Below are 13,123 nucleotides of genomic sequence, written 5' to 3' on the forward strand. Positions count from 1 at the left end.
GATAGAATGTGTCAAATAAAATGCAAGAACCGCTCAATCCCAAAAGACGAGAAACTCTCCTAAAGATAGGGCAAAATACTGGTTTTGCCCTATTTGGTGCGCTTTTATGGGGAGCATATATTAATGTCGCTAAAGCCGGGAATGCCAATATTTTGCGTCCACCGGGTGCGAGTAAAAATGATGCGGAGTTTATTGCTAATTGCATTAAATGCGGACTTTGCGTAGAATCTTGCCCATTTTACACATTAAGACTAGCAACATCAAATGATGAAACTACGCTTGGCACACCATTATTTGAGCCACGTAAAGTGCCTTGCTATATGTGTGAGGATATTCCGTGTGCGGCAGCTTGTCCTACCAGTGCGCTTGATATAAAGCGGCTTTATGAGCCTAAAAAGCCAGAGGTTGGAGTGGCATACACAGAGCCTAGCATTAATAATGCGACTATGGGTGTGGCGGTGGTGGATTCTAAACATTGTGTGGCTTATGCGGGGATTCAATGTGATGCGTGCTATCGCGCTTGCCCGCTTATAGATAAAGCTATTGTGTTGGAATATAAACGTAATGAGCGTACAGGAAAGCACGGATTCTTGTTACCTGTGGTAGATAGTGATTATTGCACGGGCTGTGGTAAATGCGAAAAGGCTTGTGTGACGGAGTTGCCTACCATCATTGTTTTGCCTCGTAGTGTGGCGTTAGGCAAGATGGGGACAAACTATATCAAAGGTTGGGATAAGCTCGATGAAAATCGGCTTTTTGAGTTAAAAGAGCAAAAAAATAAGCCTAAAGCCTTGCCTAATGAGACTTTGGACTATCTTAATAGTTCATTTGGAGATTTGTAATGAAGCTTTTTAAAATGAGATTCCTGCTTCTTAGACGTTTGGCTCAATTACTTATTCTCGCGCTCTTTGTGCTAGGTAATTACTCTATTGGCATACTTAAAAACGTGCAAAGCAAAGAAGAGGTGGCTATCTTTGGTGGTAATGTTGAATCTTTGCTTGGAGATTCTAGCTCGGTAGTAGCAAAGCAATCAAGTGTGTTTAGCCATATCACACAGGGGAATCTAAGCTATGCGCAATGGTTTGGAATCTTCCCACTTAGCGACCCTTTGGCTGCGTTGCAAATATTCTTTGCTGGTGGTGGGTTAGCGCTTGATGTGTGGCTGGGTGTTTTGCTCGTAGTGGCTCTTTATGGCGTATTTTTGGGAAGAGCGTATTGCGCCTTCGTATGCCCTATCAATCTCATAACCGATTTGGCAAATTTCTTACGCGCTAAACTAGGGTTTAATCGTACCCAACGTATGGTTTTCCTCTCACGCTCAAGCCGCTTTGTGATTTTAGCCTTAAGCTTAATCTTAAGCGCATTGTTTGGTGTAGCGGCATTTGAGCTTATTAGCCCCATCTCTATGTTACATCGTGGCTTAGTTTTTGGTATGGGATTTGGTATTTTTGCTATTTTGGCGGTATTTTTATTTGATTTGCTTGTGGTTAAAAATGGCTTTTGTGGGCATATCTGTCCGCTTGGGGCGACTTATAGTCTTATTGGCAAATTTGCACTTTTGCGTGTGAAGCATACACTTGCAAACTGCACAAAATGTATGCAATGTGTGCGAGTATGCCCTGAGCCTGATGTGTTAAAGCCTGTTGGCAAGGAAGATGGTGCATTTAAAACAATGACTTGTTTGCGCTGTGGGAGATGTATCGAGGTGTGCGATGATAATGCACTGCATTTTAGTATTTTAAACTTCACACATAAGGAGAGAAAATGAAAACATATATACGAATTTTTATTGTTGGATTGCTTGGATTGGTGTTTGCTGCTTGTGGAGATTCTAATGAGAAAGCACTTAAAGATAGTGAAATTGGCTTAAGGAAAGTGGATTTGCAAAATGAGCAAGATGTGGCATTGCTTCAATATGGATATAGTGAGGCTATGGCGGGTGAAAGCACGAGGATTGAGCGCTCCTACGAGAATGCACCGCCTATGATTCCACATAGCACGGAGGGTATGCTGCCTATCACACAAGATAACAATCAATGTCTTATGTGCCACGACCCTGCTTTTGCCGCTGATTTGGGTGCAATACCTGTGCCTGCTTCACATACCTATGACTTGCGGACAAACAAAGATTTAGGCGAGGTGGCCGCTGCACGATTTAATTGTGTATTGTGTCATACGCCACAAGCAGATGTAGCCCCTGCGGTTGCAAATACCTTTACCCCTACATTCCGCACACAAGATGCTAAAAGCTCATCAAATCTCCTTGATGTTCTTAATGAGGGCGTAAAGTAGGCTTATGAAAGGCTTATTATTGCCTTATATGCGTTATTTTGTATATGTGCTATGCGTGGTGGCTTTGCCCTTATGGGCAGCGCCTGTTACTATTGAGAGTAAAAACGCACAAGTGATACATACTGATGGTATTATCACGTATATTAGCATATTTAAGAATCTCATTTATGTTGGCAATGCTTCGGGCGAGGTGCATATCTATGAGATGGATAATGCAAAAAAGGCACAAAAGAAGGCTACACTTACATTGCCATTAATTGAAGATTATTTTGGCAATATGTATGCGCCACGTGTGTTTGATATTACAACTTTTGATGGCAATAATCTTTTTGTGTTAAGTGAATCTTCGCGTGGAGGTAGGCAGATACTTAAGCTCTCTGTTATGGGCGATATGCAAGTGATTTTAACTACGACAACCTCGCCCAAACGTATCGTTGCCTTTGATAAAAATAAGCTTGTTGTTGGATTTTTGAGTAATGAAATCGGGCTTTTTGATATTGATAGTGCTGCTTTTATCTACACTACTCAGCCTAGTCAAGCTGGTTTTTCTAACTTATGCGTGAATGCGCCCTTTATTTTTAGCACCGATGAATCGGGTGTGGTAAATGTGTTAGATGTGGCAAATGGCAAGATTCTCGCGCGGCTTGATAATATCAACAAGGACAATAACTATCAAGTTGCCTCTTCGCAAAATGTTATTCTTACAGCCGGTGTGGATAGAAAAATGGGAATTTATACTTTTGATACTCCCGTTTCCACCACTTCACAAAGTAACTCGCAAAATACAAAGCCAACCTTTAGCCTAAAAAGTGCCAGGAGCGTTAAGAGTGATTTTCTTGTCTATGCAGTGGGTATCTCACCTCAAGCGACTTTAGCGGCATTTAGCAAGAATGAGCAAAATGATATAAGCCTTATCCATCTTCCCACATTAGAGGAAAAATATATACTTAAAGGTGCGACCTCGCTTATTAATAGCATTATTTTTTATGATGAAAAGACGATTATTTCAGGCAATGATGATAAAAATTTCATTATTTGGACGCTTGATTAGCTAGTCTTAAAGGAGCAAAGATGAATATCTCAAGCATTGTGGTAAAAACGACAAAAGATAGTTTTAACGCAGTCAAAGCAAGTATCAGGGAGATAAAGGGCTGTGAGATTTATATCGAAGATGAAGCAACAGCGCAGCTCATAGTGGTGCTAGAAGCCCCAAGCACAGAGGAGGAAATGGCGATTAATAAACATTTAGAATCTTTAGCAGGTGTGGTAAGCGCGAATATGCACTATGCCTATCAAGAAGAGGAATTAAATGCACGACTTCAAACTAATAGTGATGGCGTGTGTGAGTTTCTTAATGATGATTCTATCCCTGTGGAAAATATCACCTATGCGGGCTCAATCGCACATCTTATGGGTAAGACTAAAAAGCGTTAGCATAGGATTGCAAAACTTACTATTCTTGCTAATCAACTTAAAGTAGCCTAATAAACAGAATCTTGCTTCTGCAAGAAAGCAAAAGTGCCATTTGTAGATTTTGAAGCTAAAATTAAAAATATATTTTTTCTTTGTAAGATTTGCTGCTTTTGTTATGGTTGAGGTGTTTTCTACTTGTAAAAATACGAATTTTCTATAAGGTAGAAAGTTTTTGTCTCATTTTAAGAAGCAACTTTTGCTCCTATCTTAGCTAGGAGTGTAATTATACTCTAAGGAGCTAATATAATGAGATGGTTTAATTTTTATGCGAGGCGATATTTTAGCCTATGAACCCCAAGATGGAATCTTTTATAATTTTACTTTTTGCTTAACTCAATATATCGTATTGAGGCAGAGTTTAGGGTATTTAAAAGCACCTCTTTTATAAATTATTTGTGCGTTCAAAAAATCTATCAGAGCCAATATGGGCGATTTCTTTATATCTACATTTGCGTAAAAAGGCACTAATGCCCGATGTATGCGGATAATTATCCTCTACCCCAATGAGATTGATACGATATGTCTTAAAATCAATCGATTCTAGGATTTTATGCCCCCCCCTCCACATCAATAGAGAGATAGTCAATTTCAGTTGTATCATGGTGCTTTGCCATAAGGGTGTCAAATCGCATACCCTGTATTTTATAATATTGCTCCCCCCCCCCTAGCTTTTATTTCACTCTCTATACGGGAGAGATGTTTTGCATCATATTCGCCCACAATACCGCTTAACATTTGTGCCGCCCCTTCTACTTGCAAAAACTCTACTTCCTCGTCTCTATCACACAAGGCGACATTATATTTTGTATTTTTCTTACCTTGACGATTAAGAAGAAGCTTTCCTCTATAAGGATACCTTGCCAATTTTGATATGCTCCATGTGTTTTAGGAAAAGTCTCTAAAAGATAGGTATTGCTAAAGCTTATGCCATCATTTGCACCAATATCAATAAACGTATATTGTGCTTTTTTAGGCTTTTGATGATAGTAATTGATAACAAACACTCTTGTAGATATTGAGCATACGATAAGCCCAAAAACGCCCATTGATTGCGATATTTATAGAGCTTTCTTAATATATACGGAAGCTGCTTGAAGTGCTATTTGCTAGGTATAAGCTTTGATTTGATATGACTAAGCATAATACTCTCCTTTCATTTTGTGTTTAAGATTTTATTCAAAATAGCTTAGAATCTTATAGCCGCCATCTTGAAGATATTTGTCTTTTTGCATAAGTTTTAAATCGCTTTGCACCATATCTTTTACCAATGCTTTTAAGTCATATTCTGGCACCCAGCCTAGCTTCTCTCGTGCTTTGCTCGCATCGCCAATAAGCAAATCCACTTCCGTAGGGCGAAAATATCGAGAATCTACGCTAACTACTTCTGTGTCTTTTTTAAGTTTAAAATTCCCGTGACACGCTATGATATAGCCCTTTTCATTGACGCCTTCACCCTCAAAACCCACTTCAATGCCAAGCTCATCAAATGCCATTTTGACAAATTCCCTTACCTCTGTGGTTACCCCCGTGGCGATAACCCAATCTTCAGCTTTTTGCGCTTGTAAAATAAGCCACATCATACGCACATAGTCTTTTGCGTGTCCCCAATCACGTTTTGCAGAGAGATTCCCCAAATAGAGCTTATCTTGTAATCCTAGAGCGATTTTAGCCACAGCACGTGTGATTTTACGCGTTACAAAAGTTTCCCCACGTATGGGGCTTTCGTGGTTGAATAAAATGCCATTGCTTGCAAATATATTGTAAGCCTCTCTATAATTGATTGTGATCCAATAGGCATAGAGCTTTGCACACGCATAAGGTGAGCGAGGATAAAAGGGCGTTTTTTCACTTTGAGGCACTTCCTGCACCAATCCATAAAGCTCACTTGTAGAGGCTTGATAGATCTTGGTTTTTTCTATTAGGCCTAAAAGTCGCACGGCTTCTAAGATTCTAAGCGTGCCTAAGCCATCGGCATTAGCAGTATATTCAGGCGTATCAAAGCTTACGGCTACATGGCTCATTGCCGCAAGGTTATAGATTTCGTCAGGTTTCACATCAGCGATAATTCGTGTAAGGTTCATAGAATCTGTTAAATCACCATAGTGTAAAAAGAAATTACGATTATTAACGTGGGGGTCTTGGTAGAGATGGTCGATTCTATCGGTATTAAAAAGTGAACTTCGTCTTTTAATTCCATGCACCTCATAGCCTTTTTTAAGGAGAAATTCGGCTAAATATGCTCCATCTTGCCCTGTGATACCTGTAATAAGCGCCTTTTTCATAAAATATCCTTTATAAAACCATTGCAAAATATATATCATAAAATATTTTTGCTTAAATTACATAGTCATATCAATGAATCAGGGTGTAAATTGGAATACTCTAAAAATAAGAATACACGAGCAATAATATAGAATATGGAAAAAGGAGGCTAAGACTTCTTGTGTGGATTTAGTCTCCCTCTCTTCCCTGTAGTGCTTATATTATTTCTTTTTCCTTGTTTGTGGAAAAAAAAAGGGGGGGGGGGGGGGATTATTTTCTAAGCGGGAAAAATCAAAGCAGTAGCCTTGCCGTAATAAATATATTTGTAAATTTATAACTCTATGGCATTACAATATATTTTAGGAATTAAGCTTGCTTATAATTTAAGTATTTGAAATTGATAAGGAGGAAGTGATGAAAGCTTTATATATTGGCGTATGTGTGGCGTTTTTGGCTGTATTTTTTAGTGCATGTAGTGGCAAAAAGAAGCCCATTGGTAATTTTCAAAGTGTAGAATGCCACACAATTTGCAATGCTAATGAATGCACGCAGCAGTGCGTGAGTGCAAGTGGGGATTATTACAAAAAATAATGCTTGCTGCTTTTTACAAACTCATCTTTAGACGTTTTATTTATGTCTATGATGCGGGGTTTTTTAGCCTCTTTTATGCCCTTAAGGCGATGATTGCTATTTGCATAAGTGGAGGATTTTGCTATATCTTGCTAGGAAGCGATGTGCTGATTTGGGCAGTGATGATGGCAATGTATGTATTTTTTCTCAATGGATTTAAGAGCAACAAAGATATGGATTGGAAATATCTTGTGTTGTTTGTGCTTTTTGTCTGTGGACTTATACCGATTTTTGGTATATGGGAGGATAGTTTATGGCTTATCTTGCCCTCTATGCTCCTTGCTTTTAGTATTGGTATAAGTGAAGTGTATGATAGCGATTTGCCTAAGGTGCTTACTTTAGCTCTCATTAATGCACTTGTGGCTATCATCTTTGTAGGCTCACACCCTGAAGTACCATTATGGCAGTGTATCACTGCTGCCCTTATAGGTGGGAGCGTAAGCATTGGTGTGCGACTTTTTATATCCTTTGGGCAGTATGGGAGATTTGTCCAAACGCAATTTGTCGCTCAACTCTTTGAACTCTCTATGATGTGTGAGAATCTTGGTACAGATAATTATGAAACGCTCAAAACGCAATCAATCAATCATATTTCTTTGCTTAAATCAAAGCTCACTTCCACTTCTGCTAAAATTAAAGACGCTCATCTTATCAAAAACCACAAACGTGCCCTTTTTTATATTTATAAATTAGAAAGTGTGTATTATGTGCTAGATTTAATGAATTATTATTTTTTGCACGATGAGGTAGTATTAAAAGATAAAACAGCATTAAAAATGGCACAAGAAGAAATGGCTTATAATCTTAAAGAACTCTCACATATCTTTTATGGCAAAAAACCTATGATTACCAAGCATTCACTTCAATATGCGCTTAAGCATAATGCCAACTCCCAATGGATTGACGCGCTAAAAATCTTTTATTCTAAAATAGAATCCTTTACACAGCTTTCATCTTTGCAATCTCTTGCCTTTGTAGAAAATACTACACCCAAGAGCCTTAAAGAGATGTATGAATCCCTTAAAGATAACCCTATGCCATTTTTTTATGGGATTCGCTATGCGGGGGCAATAGGTGGTGCGATGTTTTGTGCACAGTTTTTTCATATCACTCACGGGGCGTGGATTGCCCTTGGGGTAGTATCTATGATGCATCCTAATATCAGCACGATTAAGACAGTGGGCAAAGATTCTATTTTAGGAAGCTTATGTGGCTTAATACTTGGTGTGATATTGGTATTGACATTGTGGGAATCTCCTTTGCTCTTGGGTATTTTTATCGTTAATCTTTTTTTGGTCGTGTATTTTAAGACTTATCCTTTTGTGCTATGGTCGCTTGTGTTAATGCTCGAGTTTGTGTTAATGTTTGCCTTTGTGGATAGTGATTTTATTACGCTTATTGTATATCGATTTGGTGATATTTTGCTAGGATTTTTATTTGCTTTTTTTGCTTCTAAGATACTTTATCCGCGATATAGTGCTGATGAGCTACTCCCTCAAACGATACTATGTCTAAAGTCTTTTACTGCTTTGATGATAGATTTAGAGCAATCCCAAAGCCAAATTCTAGTCCATCAAAATCAGCTTGTGCGGCAGCTTGATGAGCTTTTTATACTTATTAGACAAAGCAAGGAAGACAAGAGACGCTATACAGAGCATATTTTGCAGGGATTTGCTACCTTGCAAGATAATTTTTCTCAACTCAAAGAACTGACATTTTTATTATGTGAAAGTTTTGCTCCTAAGGCGAATATGTGCGATGTGCTTTTGAAAAATGATTTGAAAGCTTTGCGTGTGCGCTATGAAATGCTTTGTTCTATGCTTGATTCTAAACCGTATTATTTCAAAACTGATGAAGACGAGAGGTTTTTACTCAAAGAGAGTGATATTTATCTTATTGTGCATTCCATTTTTGTATTGCAAAATGCTCTTTATGGCTTTTTGCGCACTACATTGAGGGAATAAGGGTTTTTATGGGTGTTGTTAAGTTTGCAAACATAAAGGCAGCAAGCAGAGATTTATATGGTTTTTGTCATTTGCTAAAAACCCATCGTCTTATTAAATGTCTAAATTGAGCAATATAACATTTTTAAATAGCAATTTGGATTCGCTTAGCGTAATGCGGTGTTTTGGTTATAATAGTATAGAAATAGAGAAGCTAACCTTTGAAACTCACTTTGCAAACGCGGTGAAAATCGCAGTAGCAAAAAATGATAGAAGAGTAGAGTGTAGGAGATAATGATGCAAAAATGTGCGTTTTTTGATAGAGATGGTGTGATTAATAAAGACTTAGGCTATGTGTATAAGCAGACGGATTTTATCTTTTGTGATGGAATCTTTGAGCTTCTCTCTACGCTTAAGGCACAGGGCTATCTCTTGCTTGTGATGACTAATCAATCCGGCATCGCGCGAGGTTACTATACGCAAGAGCAGTTAGAGAGACTCCATCAGTATATGCAGCAATGCTTGATAGAAAAGATTGGCTTTGGCTTTGATAGAATCTATTTTTGTCCGCACTCACCGGAGGCAAATTGCGCCTGTCGCAAACCTAAAATTGGTATGATTGAAGCCGCTTGTAGGGATTTCTCCATTAATTTGGCGCAATCTTTTTTTATAGGAGATAAAATCACAGATATGCAATGTGCGCAAAATGCCCATATCAATGGGAAATTTCTACTAGGCACAGAAGATATAGGGGATAATTCACTCAAAAATATCCAAAAGGTTGCCACTTTGCAAGAACTCCATAGTATAATAAAAGCACAAAATTCGCTCTAAAGGTAGCAGGTATGAAATATATTTATGATGATTTAGCAGAAAAGAAGATCCTTATTACCGGTGGGGCTGGATTCATCGGGAGTAATCTTGCGATGTATTTTCAAAAGCACCACCCCAATGCTCAAGTTTATGTGTTTGATAAATTCCGTGATGGTGAGCTATTCCCTAGTGGGAATCCTACATCTCTAGGACATTTTAAGAATCTTATTAAATTTAAAGGCAATATCATCGTAGGGGATATTACTAATACGCGAGATTTGCAAAAGCTAAAAGATTATGATTTTGATGTGATTTTTCATCAGGCTGCTATATCTGATACTACCGTGCAGAATCAAGAGCTAGTGATGAAGGCAAATTATGAGGCATTCTTGCATTTGCTTGAGCTTGCTAATAGCTCTCAAGCGATGATGATTTATGCCTCATCTGCGGGGACTTATGGTAATTCTCCCGCGCCAAATATCGTAGGTAGCGGTGAAATACCCGAAAATGTCTATGGCTATTCTAAGCTTTGTATGGATAATTATGTGAGAAAAATCCTTGAGAGCGACCCTTCTTGCCCTATTATAGGCTTGCGTTATTTTAATGTTTATGGAAATAGAGAATTTCATAAAGGTAAAACAGCCTCTATGATTTTGCAGCTTTCCCTCCAAGCCTTAGAGCATAAGAAAGTGCGGCTTTTTAAGCACGGCGAACAAAAACGTGATTTTGTATTTATCAAAGATGTAGTCCAAGCTAATGTCAAAGCCCTAGAATCTGCTAAAAGTGGTATTTATAATGTCGGCAGTGGCGAGGCGAGAAGCTTTAATGATATTGTGGCTTGTCTTAAAGAGCATTTGGGGGATTTTGAAATAGAATATTTTGAGAATCCTTATAGCTTTTTCCAAACGCACACAGAAGCAGATATAAGTGCTACAAAAGAACATCTCTCTTATACGCCACGATTTAACCTAGAGCAAGGGATTGAAGCATATATGAAGGAGATTCAAAATATTTTTGCAACTCTAAGGCGGTAAGTTGATGTTTCATTTAGAATCTAAAAGTCCTAAAATCCTTGTTGTGGGTGATTTGATGATTGATCATTATGTGTGGGGGAATTGCGAAAGAATCTCGCCCGAAGCCCCTGTGCAAGTGGTAGATGTCAAAGATGAGAGCAATCGCTTAGGTGGGGCGTGTAATGTCGCACATAATTTGAATGCGCTCAATGCAAAGGTATTTGTATGTGGTGTAGTAGGAAGTGATGATGCAGGGTTATGGCTAGGGGACAAGCTAGAATCTATGGGGGTGGATATTTCATATCTCTTTGTAGATACCACACGTCCTACGACCAAAAAGACGCGCATTATCATCGCTAATCAACAAGTACTACGTGTGGATAGGGAAAGCAAAAAGCCTATTGATGATGAGATTCAAAATAATATTATGCAGCGGCTTCACGCGGTGCTTGATATGGTGGATTGCGTGATTATCTCCGATTATAATAAGGGCTTATTGAGTGAGGAACTGACACAATTTATTATCAACTATGCAAAGAGTAAATCTAAACTCGTGCTATGCGACCCTAAGGGACAGGATTATCGTAAATATAGTGGCGCGACACTGCTCACTCCTAATAAAAAAGAAGCCCAACTTGCCACAGGCATAAATATCACTGATCAATCTACCCTTATCCACGCAGGAATGGCGCTTAAAGAGATATGCAATCTCACGCATTCAATAATTACCCTAAGTGAAGATGGTATAGGTGTATTTGCAGATAATGCGATGGAGCGCATACCTACAAAGGCAAAAGAAGTGTATGATGTAACAGGTGCGGGAGATACGGTAATCGCCGCTCTTGGCTTTGCTTTAAGCAGTGGGTGTGATATATTAAAGGCGTGTGAGTTTGCTAATACTGCTGCTGCGGTGGTAGTAGGTAAGGTAGGTAGTGCTGTGGCTACTCATAGTGAGATTATGACCTATCTCCATACCCAATCTACCAATTTACGACAGCATATAGCCTCAAAAATTGTCTCTAAAGCCCAACTCATCGATATATTAAAAGGTTTGAAACAAAGCAAAATCGTCTTTACCAATGGTTGCTTTGATATTTTGCATAGGGGGCATTTGGCTTACCTTGACCGCGCACGTGGGCTAGGTGATATGCTGATTGTGGGGATTAATGATGATAGCTCTGTAAAAGCCCTCAAAGGTGAATCCCGCCCTATTAATACCCTAGAAAATCGCGCCTTTATGTTAGCTGCGCTTGAATGTGTGGATTGTGTGGTGAGCTTTAGCGAGGAGACGCCTTTAGAACTTATCAAAGCCATTAAGCCCGATGTGCTTGTTAAAGGTGGCGATTATCATAATAAAGAAGTGGTAGGCAAAGAATATGCTAAAGAAGTCGTGCTGATAGATTTTGTAGAGGGCTATTCTACAACAAATATTATAGAATCCATACAAAGGAGTGCATTATGCAAAAACTCATAGAAGCCGAATTTAACGCACATTTACAAAGCGCACAAAAAATTTTTTCTCTCACAGCAGAGTTGCAAAAAGCCGCTACATTACTTACGCAATGTTTAGAAAAAGGCGGGAAGATTCTCATCTGTGGCAATGGTGGGTCTGCCGCTGATGCACAGCATTTTGCTGCAGAGCTTACAGGACGCTATAAACAAGAACGCAAAGGCTTGGCGGGTATCGCGCTAAGTGTGGATACTTCCGCGCTTACGGCTATTGGCAATGACTATGGCTTTGAATATGTATTTTCACGTCAAGTAGAAGCCCTCGCGCAAAAGGGCGATGTTTTTTTTGGTATTTCTACAAGTGGTAATTCCGCTAATGTGTTAAATGCTGCACAAGTAGCACGTAATATGGGTTGTGCCATTATAGGATTAAGCGGACGCGATGGAGGGAAGCTTAATGATATGAGTGATATTAATCTTATTATGCCTGATAATGATACGCCCAGAATCCAAGAGTTACATATTTTAGTCATACATATTTTATGTGATATTATCGAACGCAATTGTATGAGTAGAGGGGCATAATGCTCCTCCCTAAGACATTGCATACTTTGCAAAACACTCAAAAAGCAGTTATTAAAGAGACTTTGCAAGATGCACTTTATGAATCTGGCATTCACACGAGACTTTTAGATATAGTCTTTGGACATTATTTTATTTATACGCTTTTAAGCGATGGTATCCTCACACCTGTATTTTTATATGAAAATTGTATTAGCTATAAGCAGTCGCAAGCCTATGGGTTACCCAAACTGCATTTTTGTATGTGTGATGAGATACAAAATAATTTTAATCTAGTAAATAGAGCTCAAACACTCTCAAACCGCCACTATATCGCTAAGATAGCTAAGAAAAATGCTTTTAATGTAAGCATTAAGCAGGGTATGAGTGAAGTAGCATTTTATAATGATTATCCGCTTGAACTTTGCCCAATGTGTAAGTATATTTTACAACAAATGCGTGAAGGAGAGGTGATTAATAGCACATTGAGTGTTTATGTGTTTTCTCACCAGTGGTTAGAGCTTTTAGAATCTAATGCCTCTATTAGACAAAAAGAACTTATCGCTTTGCAAAATGCCAATCTCCTTTGCTACAAATGTAAAAGTTTTATCGATATTGATTCTTCAGTATGGATACACATTAATAAGGGGATTCTCAAAATCTGCTGTTGTTAATTTTTTTCTTGTA

General features: G+C 38.6%; 15 protein-coding genes. 12 read left to right on the forward strand and 3 right to left on the reverse strand.

Going from position 1 to position 13,123, the window contains the following annotated elements:
- Positions 1-20: 20 nt before the first annotated feature.
- The 5 genes from napG to QZ289_RS05300 are packed head-to-tail and all read left to right on the forward strand — an operon-like array spanning position 21 to position 3,726.
- Positions 21-842: a ferredoxin-type protein NapG gene (gene napG, locus QZ289_RS05280; protein ID WP_295700130.1), complete on the forward strand. Its 822-nt coding sequence runs from the start codon at positions 21-23 to the stop codon at positions 840-842.
- Positions 842-1,768 (forward strand): quinol dehydrogenase ferredoxin subunit NapH, encoded by a 927-nt coding sequence (napH, locus tag QZ289_RS05285; protein WP_295700063.1) that lies wholly within the window; start codon positions 842-844, stop codon positions 1,766-1,768. Before napG ends, napH begins: the two co-directional genes overlap by 1 nt.
- Positions 1,765-2,292 carry a nitrate reductase cytochrome c-type subunit gene (locus QZ289_RS05290; protein WP_295700065.1) on the forward strand — a complete coding sequence of 176 codons (528 nt, stop codon included), beginning with the start codon at positions 1,765-1,767 and terminating at the stop codon, positions 2,290-2,292. The genes napH and QZ289_RS05290 overlap by 4 nt, the downstream gene beginning before the upstream one ends.
- A gap of 4 nt (positions 2,293-2,296) precedes the next feature.
- On the forward strand, positions 2,297-3,343 hold the full coding sequence (locus tag QZ289_RS05295) for a WD40 repeat domain-containing protein (protein WP_295700068.1): 1,047 nt from the start codon (positions 2,297-2,299) through the stop codon (positions 3,341-3,343).
- 20 nt (positions 3,344-3,363) lie between these two features.
- A complete protein-coding gene (locus QZ289_RS05300) occupies positions 3,364-3,726 on the forward strand; it encodes a chaperone NapD (protein ID WP_295700069.1) in 363 nt (120 codons plus the stop codon).
- 421 nt (positions 3,727-4,147) lie between these two features.
- On the opposite strand, the gene QZ289_RS05305 is transcribed toward QZ289_RS05300, so the two are convergent.
- The 3 genes from QZ289_RS05305 to gmd all read right to left on the reverse strand — a co-directional run bounded on the left by QZ289_RS05305 (position 4,148) and on the right by gmd (position 6,047).
- Complete coding sequence (locus tag QZ289_RS05305; RefSeq protein WP_295700072.1) at positions 4,148-4,366, reverse strand: hypothetical protein; 219 nt, start codon at positions 4,364-4,366, stop codon at positions 4,148-4,150.
- Positions 4,367-4,407: 41 nt separating this feature from the next.
- Positions 4,408-4,629, reverse strand: a complete 222-nt coding sequence (locus QZ289_RS05310) for a hypothetical protein (protein ID WP_295700075.1) — start codon at positions 4,627-4,629, stop codon at positions 4,408-4,410.
- Between the two features lie 308 nt (positions 4,630-4,937).
- Positions 4,938-6,047 carry a GDP-mannose 4,6-dehydratase gene (gene gmd, locus QZ289_RS05315; protein ID WP_295700077.1) on the reverse strand — a complete coding sequence of 370 codons (1,110 nt, stop codon included), beginning with the start codon at positions 6,045-6,047 and terminating at the stop codon, positions 4,938-4,940.
- Between the two features lie 394 nt (positions 6,048-6,441).
- Here gmd and QZ289_RS05320 point away from each other — a divergent pair, with 394 nt between their 5' ends.
- From QZ289_RS05320 to QZ289_RS05350, 7 genes are all read left to right on the forward strand, one after another.
- On the forward strand, positions 6,442-6,618 hold the full coding sequence (locus tag QZ289_RS05320; protein WP_295700079.1) for a hypothetical protein: 177 nt from the start codon (positions 6,442-6,444) through the stop codon (positions 6,616-6,618).
- Complete coding sequence (locus QZ289_RS05325) at positions 6,570-8,621, forward strand: FUSC family protein (protein WP_295700081.1); 2,052 nt, start codon at positions 6,570-6,572, stop codon at positions 8,619-8,621. Before QZ289_RS05320 ends, QZ289_RS05325 begins: the two co-directional genes overlap by 49 nt.
- A gap of 276 nt (positions 8,622-8,897) precedes the next feature.
- Entirely contained in the window at positions 8,898-9,434 is a 537-nt protein-coding gene (locus QZ289_RS05330) for an HAD family hydrolase (protein ID WP_295700083.1), read from the forward strand.
- Positions 9,435-9,445: 11 nt separating this feature from the next.
- The gene (gene rfaD, locus QZ289_RS05335) at positions 9,446-10,447 is read left to right on the forward strand and encodes an ADP-glyceromanno-heptose 6-epimerase (RefSeq protein WP_295700085.1); all 1,002 of its coding nucleotides are present in this window, start codon (positions 9,446-9,448) and stop codon (positions 10,445-10,447) included.
- A gap of 4 nt (positions 10,448-10,451) precedes the next feature.
- Positions 10,452-11,900, forward strand: a complete 1,449-nt coding sequence (gene rfaE1, locus QZ289_RS05340) for a D-glycero-beta-D-manno-heptose-7-phosphate kinase (protein WP_295700088.1) — start codon at positions 10,452-10,454, stop codon at positions 11,898-11,900.
- On the forward strand, positions 11,885-12,460 hold the full coding sequence (gene gmhA, locus QZ289_RS05345) for a D-sedoheptulose 7-phosphate isomerase (RefSeq protein WP_295700091.1): 576 nt from the start codon (positions 11,885-11,887) through the stop codon (positions 12,458-12,460). Before rfaE1 ends, gmhA begins: the two co-directional genes overlap by 16 nt.
- The gene (locus tag QZ289_RS05350) at positions 12,460-13,110 is read left to right on the forward strand and encodes a hypothetical protein (protein ID WP_295700094.1); all 651 of its coding nucleotides are present in this window, start codon (positions 12,460-12,462) and stop codon (positions 13,108-13,110) included. Before gmhA ends, QZ289_RS05350 begins: the two co-directional genes overlap by 1 nt.
- The last annotated feature ends 13 nt before the right edge of the window (positions 13,111-13,123 follow it).

The organism is uncultured Helicobacter sp. (assembly GCF_910577135.1).
GTDB lineage: Bacteria > Campylobacterota > Campylobacteria > Campylobacterales > Helicobacteraceae > Helicobacter_C > Helicobacter_C mastomyrinus.